The following is a 17,220-nucleotide window of genomic DNA, read 5'->3' as shown; positions in this document are numbered from 1 at the left end:
CGTCCGCAACCGTCCCTACGGGCACACCACCTCGTCGCCCCTCACCGTGCCGAACTCGCCCGTCTGACGGGGCTCCGCCTTCACCCGCTGCACCTTCGTGAAGTCCGCGCCCACCGTCACCCTCATCTGCGGACCCTGGCCCTTCACCGCCTTCAGCTCGCTCCCGGGCAGCGCCGTGGCCAGGGACTTCGCCGACCGGTCCCAGCGAGGGTCGTACTCCACGAGCGTCCGCTTCAGCTCGCGCACGTCCCCGTTGAGCGGGGCCTCGGTCGTGGTGAACCCGGTCGCGCGCAGCTCCTCGTCCACGGTCCGGCCGAGGCCGTCCTTCGGGGTCCCGTTGTAGACCTGCACCCGCACGTCCTTCGGCGCCACGTCGACCAGCTTCGCGGGCTGCTGCTGCGGGCCCGCCGCGGGCTTCGGCTTCGGCTTCGCCGGGGCCAGCGGCTTGTCCTCGCGCAGGGCCTGGAACAGCTTCTCCGCCTTCTTCGCGTCCCACTGCACCGTCGAGCCGATGCCCTTGACCGGCAAGCTCGGGTTGCCGATGGGCACGGACGCGAACTCCGACGAGGCAGGGCCGAAGTCCTTCATCGCCTTGCCCAGCGCCAGCATCTCCTCCGTACCGAAGCCCTTGTCGGCCCGGACCGAACCGAGCACCGAGCCGGAGACCTGCTGGAACTTCACCGGGTTCAGCAGCACCCCGCTGCTCGTCGCCTGCTTGATCAGCGCCGCCATGAACTTCTGCTGGCGCTCCATCCGGCCCAGGTCGGCGGCCACGTCCACATGGCGCGAGCGGACGTACTGGAGCGCCTGGCCGCCGTCCAGCTCATGGGTGCCGGCGGGCAGGTTCAGACCGGTGTACGAGTCCTTCATCGGCCGCGCCGTGCAGATCTTCACCCCGCCCACCGCGTCGACCGTCTTCATGAAGCTGGTGAAGTCGACCTCCAGATAGTGGTCGATCTTGACCTTGGTCATGTTCTCGACGGTCCGCACGGTCAGCGTGGGCCCGCCCTCCGCGTACGCGGCGTTCAGCTTCACCGGGTGGCTCTCGTGGTGCTTGCCCGTGGTGCGGTCGGTGTGGGCGGGCATCTCGGCGTAACTGTCCCGGGGGAGGCTGACCACGCTCGCCCGCTGCCGGTCGGCCGACAGATGGACCAGCATGATCGTGTCGGTGCAGTGGCAGGGCGCGCCGCCGAGCCGGTACTTCTTCTTCTCGGCCTTGGTGATCGTGTCCCGGCCGTCCGTGCCGACGAGCAGCAGATTCGTGCCGTGACCCCCCTCGGGGCGGTTCTTCATGTCCCGGAACGGATCGACCCGGCCGATCCCGCCCTCCAGGCTGCTCACCACGGCGTGACCGATCCCACCCGCCCCCAGCACCAGCACCGAGAGGCCGGTGGCCACCCGCATGCCCCAGCGCGGCCGCTCGTCCTGCTTCCGGGGCCGGACCGGCCGGGTGCCCCGCGGTGGCCCGGCGCCCTGCTGCGGGCGGCGTCGCGGGGGAGTGGTGCGGGGGTGCGGCGGGCCCTGCGAGGGGCGTTGCGGTCGCTGCGGTACGGGCACGGGGGGAGACACCTCCGGGGTGCAAGGGAGACACCTCTGCGGTGCGCGGGGGCCGAGTGCTGCGGGAACAGTGCTACGGGAACAGGGACGAGGAACCAATCGCACGGTAGGCCCATACGACCACGGCCCCCGCCCGCGACCCGGCGGCGCGCACCGGTGTCCCCCATTCGCGGTAACGTGGCGGCCGAAAACCGAGCCGCCTCCTGGGGTACGAAACCCCCCGGCGCCCCCGAGGACCCCCCGAGGACCACATGTCTGCCGCGCAGTACCCCGCCGTCTCCGTGATCATGCCGGTGCTCAACGAGGAACGCCATCTCAGGAACTCGGTCCGGCACATCCTGGAGCAGGAGTACCCCGGCGAGATGGAGGTCGTGATCGCGCTCGGCCCCTCCGCCGACCGGACGGACGAGATCGCCGCCGAGCTGGTCGCCGAGGACCCCCGCGTCCACACCGTGCCCAACCCCACCGGCCGCACCCCGGCCGCCCTCAACGCGGCGATCAAGGCCTCCCGCCACCCGGTAGTCGTCCGGGTCGACGGCCACGGCATGCTCTCGCCGAACTACATCGCCACCGCCGTGCGCCTCCTGGAGGAGACCGGCGCGCAGAACGTCGGCGGCATCATGCACGCCGAGGGCGAGAACGCCTGGGAGGACGCCGTCGCCGCCGCGATGACCTCGAAGATCGGCGTCGGCAACGCGGCCTTCCACACCGGCGGCCAGGCGGGCCCGGCCGAGACCGTCTACCTGGGCGTCTTCCGCCGCGAGGCCCTGGAGCGGGCGGACGGCTACAACGTCGAGTTCATCCGCGCCCAGGACTGGGAGCTGAACTTCCGCATCCGCGAGGCCGGCGGGCTGATCTGGTTCTCGCCCGAGCTGAAGGTCCAGTACCGCCCGCGCCCCACGGTGAAGGCGCTCGCCAAGCAGTACAAGGACTACGGCCGCTGGCGCCACGTCGTCGCCCGCTACCACGCCGGCTCGATCAACCTCCGCTACCTGGCCCCGCCGACCGCCGTCGTCGCCATCGCGGCTGGCCTGGTCCTGGGCGCGACCGTCACCCCGTGGGCGCTGGTCGTCCCCGGCGGTTACGTCGCCGCGATCGTCGCCGGGTCGCTGCCCGCGGGCAAGGGACTCTCGCTGAAGGCCCGCGCCCAGATCCCGGTGGCCCTGGCGACCATGCACATGTGCTGGGGCTTCGGCTTCCTCACCAGCCCCCGGTCCCTGGCCAAGCGGGTCATCGCGAGCCGCCGCCCGGCGATGACCGGCAGCAGCGAGACCGTCTGAGCCCGGGGACGCCCCGGACGTACGGAAGGGCCCCGACGCCGAGCGTCGGGGCCCTTCCTCGCGTGCGCGTGCCGTTACGGCGTCACCAGGTGTAGTTCGGGTTGACCTTCATGCAGGCCCCCTCGTCCTCGCCGTTGAGGGCGCCCGCCGACTCCGGGGTCTTCTCCGTGCCCTTGGACACCGGATAGGCCCCGTCCTCGCGCCAGTCCGCGCCCACCGCGAGCGAGATCCCCGACACGTCGGTGGACCGCTTCACCTGCGACAGCGGAACCCCGAGCGCCTTGGCGACCGCCTGTGCGTCGCCCTCCAGATCCGCGCTCGGGTACAGGATCCCCGTGCGCGCCACCCCGGTCACGTTGCCCGAGTCGACGCTGGTCCGCCCGAAGCCCGCGTTCTTCAGCTGGTCCGCCACCTCGCCGGCCCGCCCCGACGCCGGTCCGAGGGCGTCGGTCGCGGTCCCGTTCCGTACGGAGACGGCGATCTCGCCGACCGGCGCGGACGGGTCCTTGGGCTCCTCCGGCTTCTTCCGCTTCGAGGCCTTGCCGTCCAGCGGTACGTCGTCCCGCACCATCCGGAACAGCTGCTCGGCGTCGCCCGCCTTCGGGTACACCCGGCCGCTGTTGACGCCGGTGCCGTACACGTTCGGCATCGTCGACATCGTGATGCGCTTCGTCGGGACCTTCTTGAACTCCTCGGCCAGGTCGTACAGCTTCTTGACCGTGTCCAGCCCCTTGTCGACCGTCAGCGCCTTCGTGGCCGCCTCGGCGAGGTTCATCAGCTTCGCCGGATCGGTGAGCTTGGTGCCCTTGCGCAGCTGACGCACCATCGAGTTCATGTACTGGTGCTGGGCCTTGGCCCGCCCCAGGTCGGTGTTGTCCTCGAAGCCGTACCGGGTGCGCAGCCACTGGAGGGCCTGCTCGCCCTTGATGGACGTGGTGCCCTTCTCCAGCTTCAGTCCGGAGCCCTTGCCGTCGGCGCTGCGTGAGTGGATGTTGGCGTCGACGCAGACCGGGACACCGCCGATGGCGTCGGCCATGGAGACCACGCCCGCGAAGTCGATCATCATGAAGTGGTCGATCCGGATGCCGGTCAGCTCGTACCAGGTGGCGACCGTGCACCCCGGACCGCCGCGCCCCAGGCTCTCATTGGTCTGTACGTCGCGCGTGCTGGCCGGGTAGACCTTGCCGTCCGGGGCGGTGCACTTGGGCATCTTCAGCATGGTGTCGCGCGGCATGCTGATGACGGAGAGGTTGCTGCGGTCCGCGGAGAGGTGGAGCAGCATCTGCACATCGGCGAGCGGTGTCCCGCCGAAGGTCTCCTTGGCGCCGCCCAGCTTCTGGTTGGCCTCGGAGTCCCGGGCGTCGGAACCGATGAGCAGGATGTTGAGGGGGGTCTGCCCGGCGGCGTTGGCCTTGTGATCGGCCATCTGCTTGTCGCCGAGGGTCAGATCCTCTTTCTTGATGTTGCTGTTGAGCCGCTCGTAGTAGAGATATCCGGCGCCGCCGGTGCCGAGTATGAGCACCGCGAGCACGGAGGCGCTCCAGCGCAGGACGCGCCGCTTGCCGCTCTTGGGCGCGCGACGGCTGCTGCGGCCCCGGGCGCCGGCCGGGCCGCCGCGCCGGTGCCCCTCGGCCCGCCGGCCGCTCCCGCCGCTCGCGGGCGCGTCGCCGTCCTCCGCGTCCCGGCTGCCGCCCCCGGTGCCGCTCCCACCCTCGCCCCCGCCCTCGCCTCCGCCGAGCCGATCGGCGCGGCGGACGCGTGATCGCGTCTTCTCCCCGGACGTGCTGCTCCGTCCCACCGGACCCCCCATGCTGTTCAGATTTCCGCCGCGGCGCGGTGCCCCGGTGTCACTTGGCGCATACCGCCTTGTCGGCGCTCGCCTGCTCGACGCCTTCCGGAGCCTTCGTCGGCCCGGTGATGAGCTGGCCCGCGCCCTTGAAGTCCGCCCCCAGCGTGAGCACCATCGCCTCAAGCCCCTCGGCGTCGGCGGTGCCCTTCTTCATGGCCGTCGCGGGAAGCCCCATCATCTCGGCGAGCGCCCGGGCCTGATCGGCCTGGTTGGGCGCGTACTCCAGCGTCGTCTTCTTGATCTTCTCGGGTGCGTTGGCCTTGTTGGTGGACTTCAGCACCCCCTGCTCGTTCTGGAGCCAGGTGACGGTCGAACCGGCCGCACCGGGGATCTCGCCGCCGTTGAGGACGTCCACCCGTACGTCGGCGGGGTCGGCCTTCGGGCCCTTGAGCAGGGCCGCCTGCTTGCTCTTGGCGTCCTTCTCCTTCTGCTTCACCTCGGTCAGCGAGGTGTCGGAGCGCATCATCGCGAAGAGCTGCTCGCCCTTGACCGGGTCCACGACCACGGTGACGGGCTTCGGCTCGGCCGGGTTGTCTATCACCGGCATCGTGAGGAAGGTGATGTTCTTCGTGTCGACCTTGGAGATCTCCTGGGCGAGCGTCATCAGCTTCTGAGCGTCACCGATGGCCGAGTCGACGGTCAGCGCGTTGGTGGCGGCGTCGGCCAGCTTGTACAGCTTCTTCGGGTTGGTCAGGGTGTCGCTCGACTTCATCTCGCGGATCATCGAGCCGAGGAACTGCTGCTGCACCTTGATCCGGTCGAGGTCGCTCCGGTTGCCGAAGCTGTCGCGCGTACGGAGCAGGGCCAGCGCCTTCTCGCCCTGCACCTTCGACTTGCCCTGCGGCAGCACCAGATGCGACTTCGGGTCGTCGACCGGCTTCGACATGCAGACCTCGACGCCGCCGACCGCGGTGGTCAGCTCCTTGACCGCGTTGAAGTCGACCATCATGAAGTGGTCCGGCTTGAGGCCGGTGATGTTCTCGACCGTCTTCATGGTGCAGCCGGGATCGCGGCCGTTCTGGCCGAGGCTGGTGTTGAAGCGTTCGTTCGGGGTGCCGGGGATGGTGGTGGAGGTGCCGTCCGACTGCTTCGTCTCGCACTCGGGGATGTCGGTCACCAGGTCGCGCGGGATGCTCATCGCCGTCGCGTTGGTCCGGTCCTCGGAGACGTGGAACAGGATGTTGGTGTCGGCGTGGCCCTCGCTGCCCTTGTCGCCGTAGCCCTCGTTGCCCTTGCCGGTGCGCTTGTCGGTGCCGATGACCAGGATGTTCATCGGGCCGTCGGTGACGACGTTCTTGCTGCCGGCGTCACCGACGTCGATGGAGTCGATGTTCCCGTTGAGCTTCTGGTACAGGGTGTACACGCCGATCGAGGTGCCCACCACCACGAACGCCATCACACCGCCCGTCCACAGCAGCGCCTTCTTCTTGCGCGACTTCTGCGGCTTGCGCTTCCGGCGGCCGGTCGTGGGGGGCTCGGCGGCGCCGCGGCCCGCCTGGGAGCTGCGGCGGCTGCGCTGGCCCGGCACCTCGCGGCGCGACGTGTCCGTGGCACCCCCGCGCGAACCGGCCGCGCGGCGTCCCGAACCCTCCCGGGACGAACCGGCCCGAGACTCCCTGCGGCGGCCGGTTTCCTCGGCAGTCGCCGTACGCGCGGAACTGTTCGACTCCCCAGCGGAGTGGTCCAGTCGCAATTCGTAATTACCGGTGTGCGGGTTGAGTACCCACTGGTCGGCGGGGTCGATATCGTCCGCCCGTCCACGACTGTGCGCGTCCACGGTTGCCTGCGTCCTCCGTCGGTGCCACGCGAGGCGCCCTCCCCCGACAAGGCGCTCGTTCCTTCGCTCCAGCAGTGCACGACCTGACGGCCGGAAGCACCGGATCGCGTCACACTATCCGGCCGATTCCAGGTCGAGCGACGTGCGTGACACATTCCACCCCCCTTACAACCGGGCATACTTCCCATTACGCGCCGATTATGTTCTGTGTCTTGGCAATTGCTTTACTGCTTGCACAGGTCGTCCGCCGCACTCGAACCCGAATAGGTGGGTGTCGGCGTCGGGCTTTCGGACGCGGCGTCGTCCGGCTTTCCGTCCCGTCCACTCTCCTGGTCCCGTTCCGCCTCTTCGAGTTCATCGGCCGGGACCACGGCGACGGGCTTGTCCTCGCGGAGTTGCTTGAACAGGTCACCCGCGTCCGGTTCGACGAGTTCGTCCCGGTTGGGGTCGTTACGGTACGGCTGTCGGGGCACGGTCAGGAACTGCACCTGCTCGGTCGGTACGTCGCGCATCCCGCGCACCAGGTCGTACAGATCGCGCAGCGAGGCCAGCCCCGGGTCGGTGGTCAGCGACTTGGTGGCCGCGTCCAGCACCGGGTAGAGCCGCGTCGGGTTGAGGAGGACGCCGTTGCTCTGCATCTTGTTGACGAGAGCGCCGAGGAACTGCTGCTGGCGCTCCATGCGTTCGGTGTCGCTGCCGTTGCCGAGGGACTTGCGCGCCCGTACGTAACCGAGGGCCTCCTCGCCGTTCAGCGTCTGCCGGCCGGCCGGGAGCTCCAGGTGCGCGTCCTTGTCGTTGATCGGCTCCTTGAGGCAGATCTCGACCCCGTCGACGGCGTCGACCATGTCCTTGAAGCCGTTGAAGTCGACGACCATGTGGTGATCGACGCGGATGCCGGTCATCCGTTCCACGGTCCGGATCGTGCAGGCGGTGCCGCCGAGCTCGAACGCCGCGTTGAACTGGGTGAACCGCTCCCGCGTCTTCTTGTCGTCCGCGGTGCGGCAGCTGGGGATCTCCACCATCAGGTCGCGGGGGATCGACACGGCCGTCGCGCTCTTCCGGTCCGCCGCGAGGTGCAGCAGGATCGTGGTGTCGGAGCGCTGGCTGCCGCCGTCGTCCCGCCCGTACTTGCGATTGTCCCCGGCCCGGCTGTCGGACCCGATGAGCAGGATGTTCTGGGCGTCCACGACGACCGGGGTCGGCCGCTCCTTCTCGTACGCCTTGAGCTCGGCGACGGCGCCGGTATCGGTGGTGATGTTCCCGTCGAGCTTCTTGTACATCCACCAGCCGACCCCTGCGGCGATCAGGACGAGGAACGAGGCGGCGAGCGCGGTCCAGCGCAGCCAGTGGCTCCTGCGGGCGGCGAGGATGCCGTCCTTGGGCTGATCGGCCCAGGTCTGCACACCGTCGGCCCCGTCCCGGACGGGGCCGGCCGCGGGCTCGGCCCCGCCCTCGGCTTCCCCCGACGCGGCGGCGCCGGCTTCGGCCTCGGGCTCGGCGGCACCAGCACCGTCGGCCGTATCGGCCTCAGCGGCGGTCGGGCCCTTCTCCTGCGGGACATCGCCCTGAGGGGGGCTGTCCTGAGGGGTGCCGTCCTGGGGCGAACCGCTCTGGGAGGGACTGCCCTGAGGCGCGCCGCTCCGCGGCGAACCGTCCTGCGGCGAACCGCTCTCCGGTGTGCCGTCCTGCGGGGTGCCGTCCTGCTGGCCCCCGCCCTCGGTGGCTTCCGGGCGGTCCGGGTCGGACGGCGGGCCAGCACTGTCGGTCACGTCTGCGTCCATCCTTCACGTTCGGCGGCGCGAGGGGCCGCCGGTCGCAGGAGTAGACGGCTGAAACTCGCGCTTGGTTGTGCACGGCCAGGAGAGTGGTCTGTACCGCCCGATCATCTACCCGCTCCGCTGCCGTTCACCGAGGACTCGGCCCGCTGTGGGCCGGACGAGTGGACTCAGCGCGCTTGTCATACCGCGGTGTTGGTGACCCGCTCGCTCTCGACCCGCTTGGCGAGGCCGTCCGCGTCGAGCTGCCCGATGTGGCGGCACAGCACCACGGACCCGCCCGCCGCCAGGGGCGCGAAGAGCCCGGCGCTCAGCCCCTCCCAGGTGTCGTACGTACGCCCGGTGAGCAGCCGGGACCCCGGTACGAGGCCGAGGGCGGCGGCGTCCTCGCGGGCCCGGGCGACGAGCTGCGCACCCGTCAGCTCGACCCCATCCACGGCCAGCGCGGGGGCGTCGGCGTCCACCGGGGCGAAGGGCGCGAAGCGGTCGCCCTGGCTCGGCACCTCCACCGCGTAGTCCGCGAACCCCTCGGGCGCCTGCGGGAACCGGCCGCCCAGCGGACGCAGGGCGAGGGCGACGCGCTCGCCCCGGCAGGCCCGCGCCCGCTCCAGGGTGTCCGGGCCGGTCACGACGAGATCGGCGGTGGCCGGATCTCCCTGGACGTCGGCGACGACCCCGACGGAGGAACAGGCGAGCAGCCAGACCGCGGACTGCCAGTGCGCGGGCAGCAGCAGGGCGAGCCGGTCGCCGGGCTCCGCGGAGAGGTCGCCCTGGAGCAGATTGGCGGTCTTGGCCACCCAATTGGCGAAGGTGGCCACCGACAGTTCGACGCGTTCTCCGGTGGCGTCGTCGTAGAAGGTGACCAGGGGGCGGGCCGGGTCCGCGGAGAGGGCGGATCGCAGCAGGTCGGCGGGGGTGCGGTCGCTGGAGTTCATCCGCGCAAGCGTACGCGGGGACGCTGTGCGGGGCGGGCTGAACGGGTGTCACGTACACCGGTTCGGCAGACGGTGCGTCATGAGGGGGCAGATGTCCGGGTAGCCGGAGTCGTCACTCTATGTTCAGGATCGTTCGTATGCGTGCACTATTGGTCACCTCAGTCGGCGTCACCTGCGCGGCGGCCCTCACTCTGCCGCTCGCCGCCCCCGCTCTGTCCGCCCCGGCCCGACCCCCTTCCCAGGCCGCCGAGTCACCGGGGTCCGGCCCGCCGTCGGTAAGGGCCGCCGAACTCCCCGTCGCCGCGTCCCGCGCGGCCGCCGAAGCCGCGGGATCGACGCAGTCCCTGCCCCTGGAGCCCCTCGCCGCACCGTCCGACCGGTCCATGAGTGCGGGCGCGGCGGCCGGCCAGGGGCTGGAACGCCGGACGGCCCGGCCGTTCTCCCTGGTGGGGGTGGTCTGGGACGACGCCGATGCCGAACTCCACGGCACGGTCCAGGTCCGGACCCGGGCGGCCGGCTCCGCGAACTGGTCGGGCTGGCAGGACGTCGAGACCCACAACGCCGAACACGCCGCCGACCTCGGCAGCGACGAGCGGTCGTCCGGCGCCGTGCGCGGAGCGACCGCCCCTCTCTGGGTCGGCGACTCGGACGGCGTGGAGGTACGTGTACTGCCGGAGGCGGCCGATCCGCAGAACCGGTCCGCAGGCGCTCCGCTCCCCGAAGGGCTGCGCCTCGAACTCGTCGACCCCGGCCCGGACCCCGCCCCCGAGCCCGCCGCGGAGGCGGCCCCCGAGCCCGCCCGGGCCGCCCCCGCGGGCCGGAGCGCCGTCACGGCGGCGTTCGCCGTCAACCCGGCCCCGCCCACGACCCCGGTGGTCCTGCCGGAGGTGCTCACCGCCGAGTCCGAGGCCGCCTCGGCCGTCAACGCGGAGCTGGCACCGCTCGGCGCGACCTTCATCCCCGCGCTGACCAAGGCGGAGACGGTGGAGGCGGCGAACGTCGCGGCCGGGGCGAAGCCGTACATCGGACCCCGGCCGGGGATCGTCACCCGTAAGGGCTGGGGCGCGGACGAGAGGCTCCGCGAGCGTCAGTTCGCGTACACCAGGACCGTCAAGGCGGCCTTCGTGCACCACAGTGCGACCGGGAACAACTACACCTGCAAGCAGGCGCCCTCGGTGCTCCGCTCCATCTACCGCTACCACGTCAAGAGCAGCGGCTGGCGCGACTTCGGCTACAACTTCGCCGTCGACAAGTGCGGAAACATCTACGAGGGCCGGGCCGGCGGTGTCACGAAGGCGGTCCTCGGAGCGCACACCCTGGGCTTCAACAGCAACACCATGGGCATCGCGGTCCTCGGCTCCTACTCCTCCACCAACCCGCCCGCCGCCGCCGTGACCGCCGTCTCCAAGCTCACCGCCTGGAAACTGGGCCTGTTCGGCGCCAACCCCAAGGGCAAGGTGACCCTCACCTCCGGCGGAAGCAACAAGTACAAGGCGGGCACCAAGGTCAAAATGAACGTGATCTCGGGCCATCGGGACGGCTTCGCAACCGAATGCCCCGGAGCGCGTCTCTACAAGAAGCTCGGCACGGCCCGGACCAGCTCCGCCAAACTGCAGGGCCGCTGACCGGAACGGGGCTGGGCCGGTCTGCTTAACTGACCAGTCACCAACCAGACCAAGCCCCATCAGGAAGCAGAGACGGTGCTGTGACAGAGGCAAAAGAAGCGATTCTCCTGGTAGGGGGCAAGGGCACCCGGCTGCGCCCGCTCACGGTGCACACCCCGAAGCCGATGGTCCCGGCTGCGGGGGTCCCCTTCCTCACCCACCAGCTGGCGCGGGCCAGGGCGGCCGGGGTGGAGCACATCGTGCTCGCCACGTCCTACCTGGCCGAGGTCTTCGAGCCGTACTTCGGCGACGGCTCCTCGCTCGGTCTGCACATCGAGTACGTCACCGAGCAGGAGCCGCTCGGCACCGGCGGAGCCATCCGCAACGTGGCGCCGAAGCTGTCCTCGGGACCGGACGAACCGGTCCTCATCTTCAACGGCGACATCCTGACCGGGCTCGACATCCGGGCCCTGGTCACCTCGCACACCGTCTCCGGGGCGGACGTCTCCCTCCACCTGACCCGGGTGGAGGACCCGCGCGCCTTCGGCCTCGTGCCGACCGACGCGACGGGCCGGGTCACCGCCTTCCTGGAGAAGCCGCAGACGCCGGAGGAGATCGTCACCGACCAGATCAACGCCGGGGCGTACATCTTCCGGCGCTCGGTCATCGACACGATCCCGTCCGGCCGCCCGGTCTCCGTCGAACGCGAGACCTTCCCCGGACTGCTCGCCTCAGGCGCCCACCTCCAGGGCATGGTCGACTCCACGTACTGGCTGGACCTCGGCACCCCCGCGGCCTTCGTCCGCGGCTCCGCCGACCTCGTCCTCGGCCGCGCCCCGTCCCCGGCGGTCCCCGGCCGCTGCGGCGACCGCCTGGTCCTGCCGACCGCCTCCGTGGCCCCGGACGCCAAGCTCACCGGAGGTACGGTGGTCGGCGCCGGCGCGGTGATCGGCGCGGGCGCGCGGGTGGACGGCTCCACGGTCCTGGAGAACGCGACCGTCGAGCCGAACGCGGTCATCACGGACTCCCTGGTCGGGGCGGGCGCGGTGATCGGCGCTCGTACGGTCCTGGCGGGCGCGGTGATCGGCGACGGGGCCCGGGTGGGCGCGGACAACGAACTGCGCGACGGCATCAGGATCTGGTGTGGATCGACGCTGCCGGACGCCTCGGTCCGCTTCTCCTCGGACCAGTAGCCCCCGCCTGCCCGTACCCTCGACAGAGCCGCAGGAGAACAGCAACCAGCTCTCCTCCCACCGACGACACCCCAGGGACACCAGGCTTCGTGGCAGGACGATTCGCCCCCCGCACCACGCGGGCAGCGCTGCCGCACCAGGCTGCCGCGCCCGGGGCCGCCGCGTCCGGGGCCGGCACCCCCCTCACCCGGGAGTGGACCCCACCGGCCCCCCTGGACCTCCGCCTGGTGCTGGGCCCGCTGCGCCGGGGCCCGGCGGACCCCACGTTCCGGATGACGGGGGACGGCACGTTCTGGCGGGCGACCCGCACACCCGCGGGCCCCGGCACTCTGCGGATCGCGGCGCGCGGCGACCGGATCGCGGCGGCGGCGTGGGGCCCCGGCGCGGACTGGCTGCTGGAAGGCCTGCCGGCGCTGCTGGGCGCGGAGGACGACCCGGAGGCGTTCGTCCCGCGCCACCGTCTCCTGGCCCTGACCCGCCACCGCCGCCCGGGCCTGCGCCTGCTGCGCACGGGCCTGGTGCTGGAGTCGCTGATCCCCTCGGTCCTGGAGCAGAAGGTCACCACGGACGAGGCGTACCGCGCCTGGCGCCACCTGGTCCGCCGCTTCGGCACCCCGGCCCCGGGCCCCACCGCAGACCTGGGCCTTCACGTCATGCCGGACCCGCGCGGCTGGGCGATGATCCCGTCCTGGGAATGGCACAAGGCGAACGTGGACGCCAAGCGCTCATCGACGATCCTGCGAGCGGTACGGGTGGCCCGCCGCCTGGAGGAAGCGGCGACGATGCCGCTGCCCGAGGCCCGGACCCGCCTCCAGCTGATCCCCGGGATCGGCCCCTGGACATCGGCGGAGACCCTCCAGCGCTCGAACGGCGCGGCGGACGCGGTCACGGTCGGCGACCTGCACCTCCCCGGCATCGTGGGCCACGCCCTGGCGGACAACCGCGACGCGGACGACGAGGAGATGCTGAGGCTGCTGACCCCCTACGAGGGCCAACGCCACCGGGCGACGCGCCTGATCCTGCTCTCTGGCCGCGTCCCGGCACGCAGAGCCCCGAGAATGCAGCCGGGCAACATCGTGAACCTGTAGCGCATCTTCCAAGCCCCTCGGGCCGCCTCAAGCCCTACCCCTGGCTTCTCCAGCGCCTCGGGCCGCCTCAAGCCCCCTGGCTTCTCCAGCGCCTCGGGCTACCCCCCGCCCTTCCGGCCACTCCCCAGCCCCTCGGGCCTTCTCCAGCGGCTCCGGGCAATCTCAGCCCCTCCGGCGATTGAGGAGCGGGGTCCGGGGCAGCGCCCCGAAATCCAGCCCGTCCGGCGCTTGAGGACACAGGGGGTCCGGGGCAGAGCCCCGGTTTCGGGAAGGGGCGGGTAGGGGACAAGCCCCGCGCAGCGGCACCCCGCCCACCAAGGCCCACCCGCTCCCGCCACCAACGCCCGCCCCCCACCTCACCGCACCGTGAGAAACCCCTCCGCCTCCCGAACAGCCCGCTCCCGAGGCACCCCCACCCCATGCCCCACAGCCACCGCCCCCAACGGATCCCACGACGACGGCAGCGCCAGCACCTCCCGCACCACATCCCGGCAGAACATCGTCGAGGACACCCACGCCGACCCCAGCCGCTCACCCGCCAACGCCACCAGGAAGTTCTGCACCCCGGCCCCCGCCGCGACCACGAACATCTCGCGCTCCGCGGTGTCCCGCCGCTCGTCCCCGTACGTATGGGAGCCGTCCATCACCAAGCACGGCACCACCAGATACGGCGCGTTGCGCAGCACATCCCCGCGCCGCACCCGCTTCGCGATCGACTCCTCGCTCTTCCCGTCGCGCCGCAGATCCTCGACCCACGCCTCCCGCATCGCGTCGAGCAACCGGGTCCGCGACTCGGCGGACTCCAGCAGCACGAACCGCCACGGCGTCGTGTGATGAGGCGCGGGCGCGGTGACGGCAGCCGCGACGGCGCGCCGCACCGCCCCCGGATCCACCGGCTCGTCGCTGAACTCGCGCACCGTACGCCGCAACGTCACCGCCTCGCGCACGGCCTCGGACGTCCCGAGCCGGAACATGTCATCGGCGGCACTGCGCACCAACGCCCGAGCCCCGGGCCCGTCGTCCACGTCACCTGAGGCGACCACGTGCGACAGCCCCCGGACCACCGCCACCGGCAGCCCCTCCGCCTTGCCCTTGACCAGGTCCCCGGCCGAGGCCAGCTCGTCCGCCGTCGCCACGACCGTGGCGCTGAGCGGATTGCCGTACGCGTCCGTCCCGCCCCGCAGATCGTCCAGGACCCGCACCCCGGCCGCACCGATCGCGACGTCGGTCAGCCCGTTGCGCCAGGGCCGCCCGAAGGTGTCCGTGACGAGGACGCCGACCTGCACGCCGAGGATGTCCCGCAGCCCGTCCCGGATGGTCCGGGCGGAGGCGTCGGGGTCCTCGGGCAGCAGGAGCACGGTCCCGGCGGGCGTGTTGGACGCGTCGACCCCGGCGGCGGCCATGACCAGACCCTGCCGGTTCTCCACGATCCGCAGCGGCCCGCGCCGGGCGACGACCCGCACGGTCTCGGCGTCGATGGCGGCCTCACGGTCCGCGGCCTCGACGATCCGGCCCTCCGCCTTGGAGACGATCTTCGAGGTGACGAGCAGGACGTCCCCGTCGACGAGCCCCGGCTCGGCGGCGGCGATCAGCTTGGCGAGATCGTCACCGTCCCGAACCTCGGGCATCCCACCCACGGCCCACACACGAAAGGAAGGCGCACCGGAAGGCCCCGGTGAAGTCACAGCGGTGGAACGCGCACCGGAGGAAGGCGGACCGAAGGAAGGCGCACCGGAGGAACCACTCACGCCCGGACCTCCTCGGCCAGCGCCAACGCCTGCCGGGCCATCTCCGCGGTCGCGTCCACGTCCGTCATCATCAGCGGCACCGCCCGGCAGCGGATCCCCGCCGCCTCCACCTCGTCGACCGCACCGGCGTCCACCGTGTCCACCAGCCACCCGTCCAGCAGCCCCGACCCGTAGTGCCGGGCCACGGCCGAGGCCGTCGACTCGACGCCCACCGCGGCGAGCACCTTGTCCGCCATCCCGCGCACGGGCGCGTCCCCGACGATCGGGGAGAGGCCGACGACCGGCACGCCCGCCTCGGCGATGGCCTCGCGGATCCCGGGCACGGCGAGGATGGTGCCGACGGACACCACCGGGTTCGACGGCGGGAACACGATGACATCGGCGGCGCCGATGGCCTCCAGCACCCCCGGAGCCGGCTTGGCCTGCTCCGCCCCGACCGGCACGATCGCCCGCGCCTCGACGGAGGCGCGCAGCTTCACCCAGTACTCCTGGAAGTGGATCGCCTTGCTCTCGCCGTCCATCTCGACGGCGACATGCGTCTCGACCCGGTCGTCCGACATGGGGAGCAGTCGCACGCCCGGCTGCCAGCGGGCGCAGAGCGCCTCGGTGACCGCGCTGAGCGGGTAGCCCGCGCCCAGCATCTGCGTACGGACGATGTGGGTCGCGAAGTCGCGGTCGCCGAGCCCGAACCACTCGGGGCCCACGCCGTACGCCGCGAGCTCCTCCTTGACCTGGAAGGTCTCGTCGGTACGCCCCCAGCCCTGCTCCTCGTTGATGCCACCGCCGAGGGTGTACATCACGGTGTCGAGGTCGGGACAGACCTTCAGCCCGAACAGATGGATGTCGTCACCCGTGTTGCCGATCACCGTGATGTCCGCGTCGGGCGCGGCCTGCTTGAGGCCGCGAAGGAAGCGGGCACCGCCGATGCCACCGGCCAGAACAACAATGCGCATGCACAGCAGTTTGTCAGGCGGGTACGGCGTCCACGGCCGTCGGGGCGCTTTGGCTCGGGTGCATCGGCATCTCGGTCAGGCCCGGGTAGTAGATGTGCAGGCTCACGGCCGGTTCGAGCGAGTCGTTGACCACTTCGTGGACGTACCCCGGGGCGAAGGACCGCTGCGCACCCGCGCCGAGGGACCGCGTCCCGCGCTCGGTGTGCTCGGTCAACTCGCCTTCCAGGACCGTCAGGACGCCGGCGGAGAGACCGTGGTCGTGCCGCCCGCTGCCCTGTCCGGGCACCCAGCTGAGCAGCCACACCTCGTAGCCGGGGCCCTGGTGCAGGCGGTGGTACCAGCGGGAGGCGGAGTCGTACTGGACGATTCCGGCCCACCGCGCGCGGTCGGCCGCGATGGAGCGCGCGAGGCCGACGAACTCGGAGACGGTGGAGGGATGCTCGCGGGCGGGCTGGAGGAGGTGCTGGACCTCAAGGATGTCGCCGGCGATCTGAAGGTCGCTGTCGCTGTTCATTGCTGCGGTGGTTCCTCGGCATGGGGGGTGCACGTGCGGGGAGTCACGATGACTGCAGGGAGGAGCGGGAAACGAAGAAAGACGCTCGTCCGGAGAGCCGGAGAGGCTGGATCAGAGCTGGAGCGCTACGGCATCAACAGCTGTGACAGCTGGAACAGCAACAGCGGGCCTGGACAGCACTACGGAACCCACGGACGTGGGTGACGTGCAGGGCTGCGGTCGCTGGCATGGAGTCAAGGAGACCGGCTCGGCCGTCCGCTGTCAACCCAATGCCCGGTATGGGGGCAATGTTTCACCCCTTCCGGTCGTCGGATTCGGAGAAAGGTTTATGCAGCCAGGGGCGGGGACATGTGGCGCATCATCCGTGCCCTCAAACGCGGCTGACGCTCCGTGACCTGACTGTGATCTTGATCGCTTCGGTGATCGAATCGCAACACAAGGCCGACCTCGATCGTCTTCATCGAGAGAGGGCGGGGCTGCGGAGCCCGTGGCATATGTCAGATTTTTGCTGATTTGAACACTTACCGCATACGCTTGGTTCCGCAGAGTGAATCCCTGGGCCAATAGCAGATCCTCGCTTGACTGCCCCAGAGCTACAGATTTGTAATTTCACTCGTGTCGTTCAGCCGCAAAAGGCTGCATCACGGGACGCAAGAGACAGACGAGGGGCGCACATGACCGAGCTGTTCCAGCAACTGCTGGTCGAGGACGCGGACGAGGAACTCGGCTGGCAGGAGCGCGCACTGTGCGCCCAGACCGATCCCGAGTCCTTCTTTCCCGAGAAGGGCGGATCCACCCGCGAGGCCAAGAAGGTCTGCCTCGCCTGCGAGGTGCGCTCGGAATGCCTCGAGTACGCCCTCTCCAACGACGAACGCTTCGGCATCTGGGGCGGGCTCTCCGAGCGGGAGCGACGACGCCTCAAGAAGGCCGCGATCTGACATGTCCGG

General features: G+C 71.0%; 13 protein-coding genes. 5 read left to right on the top strand and 8 right to left on the bottom strand.

Going from position 1 to position 17,220, the window contains the following annotated elements:
• Nucleotides 1-15: 15 nt before the first annotated feature.
• Nucleotides 16-1,557, bottom strand: a complete 1,542-nt coding sequence (locus IE140_RS16920; RefSeq protein ID WP_435852572.1) for an LCP family protein — start codon at nucleotides 1,555-1,557, stop codon at nucleotides 16-18.
• 251 nt (nucleotides 1,558-1,808) lie between these two features.
• On the opposite strand from IE140_RS16920, the gene IE140_RS16915 reads away from it, so the two are divergent.
• Nucleotides 1,809-2,837 (top strand): glycosyltransferase family 2 protein, encoded by a 1,029-nt coding sequence (locus IE140_RS16915; RefSeq protein ID WP_032783576.1) that lies wholly within the window; start codon nucleotides 1,809-1,811, stop codon nucleotides 2,835-2,837.
• A gap of 82 nt (nucleotides 2,838-2,919) precedes the next feature.
• Here IE140_RS16915 and IE140_RS16910 read toward each other — a convergent pair whose 3' ends face one another.
• The 4 genes from IE140_RS16910 to IE140_RS16895 form a co-directional block, all read right to left on the bottom strand.
• Nucleotides 2,920-4,647, bottom strand: coding sequence for an LCP family protein (locus IE140_RS16910; RefSeq protein WP_189460497.1), 1,728 nt, complete (start codon nucleotides 4,645-4,647; stop codon nucleotides 2,920-2,922).
• A 37-nt stretch (nucleotides 4,648-4,684) separates the two neighbouring features.
• On the bottom strand, nucleotides 4,685-6,463 hold the full coding sequence (locus tag IE140_RS16905; protein WP_373296173.1) for an LCP family protein: 1,779 nt from the start codon (nucleotides 6,461-6,463) through the stop codon (nucleotides 4,685-4,687).
• A 224-nt stretch (nucleotides 6,464-6,687) separates the two neighbouring features.
• Nucleotides 6,688-8,244 carry an LCP family protein gene (locus IE140_RS16900; RefSeq protein ID WP_150196571.1) on the bottom strand — a complete coding sequence of 519 codons (1,557 nt, stop codon included), beginning with the start codon at nucleotides 8,242-8,244 and terminating at the stop codon, nucleotides 6,688-6,690.
• 176 nt (nucleotides 8,245-8,420) lie between these two features.
• Nucleotides 8,421-9,173, bottom strand: coding sequence for a TIGR03089 family protein (locus IE140_RS16895; RefSeq protein ID WP_093442128.1), 753 nt, complete (start codon nucleotides 9,171-9,173; stop codon nucleotides 8,421-8,423).
• Between the two features lie 137 nt (nucleotides 9,174-9,310).
• Here IE140_RS16895 and IE140_RS16890 point away from each other — a divergent pair, with 137 nt between their 5' ends.
• From IE140_RS16890 to IE140_RS16880, 3 genes are all read left to right on the top strand, one after another.
• Nucleotides 9,311-10,798 carry a peptidoglycan recognition protein family protein gene (locus tag IE140_RS16890; protein WP_189460495.1) on the top strand — a complete coding sequence of 496 codons (1,488 nt, stop codon included), beginning with the start codon at nucleotides 9,311-9,313 and terminating at the stop codon, nucleotides 10,796-10,798.
• A gap of 80 nt (nucleotides 10,799-10,878) precedes the next feature.
• Entirely contained in the window at nucleotides 10,879-11,970 is a 1,092-nt protein-coding gene (manB, locus tag IE140_RS16885) for a mannose-1-phosphate guanylyltransferase (RefSeq protein ID WP_032783567.1), read from the top strand.
• Nucleotides 11,971-12,059: 89 nt separating this feature from the next.
• A complete protein-coding gene (locus IE140_RS16880) occupies nucleotides 12,060-13,058 on the top strand; it encodes a DNA-3-methyladenine glycosylase family protein (RefSeq protein ID WP_093442123.1) in 999 nt (332 codons plus the stop codon).
• A 356-nt stretch (nucleotides 13,059-13,414) separates the two neighbouring features.
• Here the strand turns inward: IE140_RS16880 and IE140_RS16875 are convergent, their stop codons facing one another.
• From IE140_RS16875 to IE140_RS16865, 3 genes are read right to left on the bottom strand one after another with little or no spacing between them, the layout of a single operon-like run.
• Nucleotides 13,415-14,743 (bottom strand): coenzyme F420-0:L-glutamate ligase, encoded by a 1,329-nt coding sequence (locus IE140_RS16875; protein ID WP_189460562.1) that lies wholly within the window; start codon nucleotides 14,741-14,743, stop codon nucleotides 13,415-13,417.
• Between the two features lie 59 nt (nucleotides 14,744-14,802).
• The gene (cofD, locus tag IE140_RS16870) at nucleotides 14,803-15,759 is read right to left on the bottom strand and encodes a 2-phospho-L-lactate transferase (protein ID WP_032769617.1); all 957 of its coding nucleotides are present in this window, start codon (nucleotides 15,757-15,759) and stop codon (nucleotides 14,803-14,805) included.
• A 13-nt stretch (nucleotides 15,760-15,772) separates the two neighbouring features.
• Nucleotides 15,773-16,273 (bottom strand): cysteine dioxygenase, encoded by a 501-nt coding sequence (locus IE140_RS16865; RefSeq protein WP_006125021.1) that lies wholly within the window; start codon nucleotides 16,271-16,273, stop codon nucleotides 15,773-15,775.
• A gap of 674 nt (nucleotides 16,274-16,947) precedes the next feature.
• On the opposite strand from IE140_RS16865, the gene IE140_RS16860 reads away from it, so the two are divergent.
• Complete coding sequence (locus tag IE140_RS16860; RefSeq protein ID WP_003968728.1) at nucleotides 16,948-17,211, top strand: WhiB family transcriptional regulator; 264 nt, start codon at nucleotides 16,948-16,950, stop codon at nucleotides 17,209-17,211.
• Nucleotides 17,212-17,220 lie beyond the last annotated feature (9 nt).

The sequence above is a fragment of the Streptomyces parvus genome (assembly GCF_014648875.1).
Lineage (GTDB): Bacteria > Actinomycetota > Actinomycetes > Streptomycetales > Streptomycetaceae > Streptomyces > Streptomyces parvus.
This window is presented reverse-complemented; position numbering and strand designations above follow the sequence as displayed.

Bases quoted from the DNA above. Each gene is read 5' to 3' on its own strand.
- IE140_RS16915 (WP_032783576.1), top strand. From the start codon at position 1,809: ATGTCTGCCGCGCAGTACCCCGCCGTCTCCGTGATCATGCCGGTGCTC.
- IE140_RS16910 (WP_189460497.1), bottom strand. From the start codon at position 4,647: ATGGGGGGTCCGGTGGGACGGAGCAGCACGTCCGGGGAGAAGACGCGA.
- IE140_RS16900 (WP_150196571.1), bottom strand. From the start codon at position 8,244: ATGGACGCAGACGTGACCGACAGTGCTGGCCCGCCGTCCGACCCGGAC.
- IE140_RS16895 (WP_093442128.1), bottom strand. From the start codon at position 9,173: ATGAACTCCAGCGACCGCACCCCCGCCGACCTGCTGCGATCCGCCCTC.
- IE140_RS16890 (WP_189460495.1), top strand. From the start codon at position 9,311: ATGCGTGCACTATTGGTCACCTCAGTCGGCGTCACCTGCGCGGCGGCC.
- cofD (WP_032769617.1), bottom strand. From the start codon at position 15,759: ATGCGCATTGTTGTTCTGGCCGGTGGCATCGGCGGTGCCCGCTTCCTT.
- IE140_RS16865 (WP_006125021.1), bottom strand. From the start codon at position 16,273: ATGAACAGCGACAGCGACCTTCAGATCGCCGGCGACATCCTTGAGGTC.
- IE140_RS16860 (WP_003968728.1), top strand. From the start codon at position 16,948: ATGACCGAGCTGTTCCAGCAACTGCTGGTCGAGGACGCGGACGAGGAA.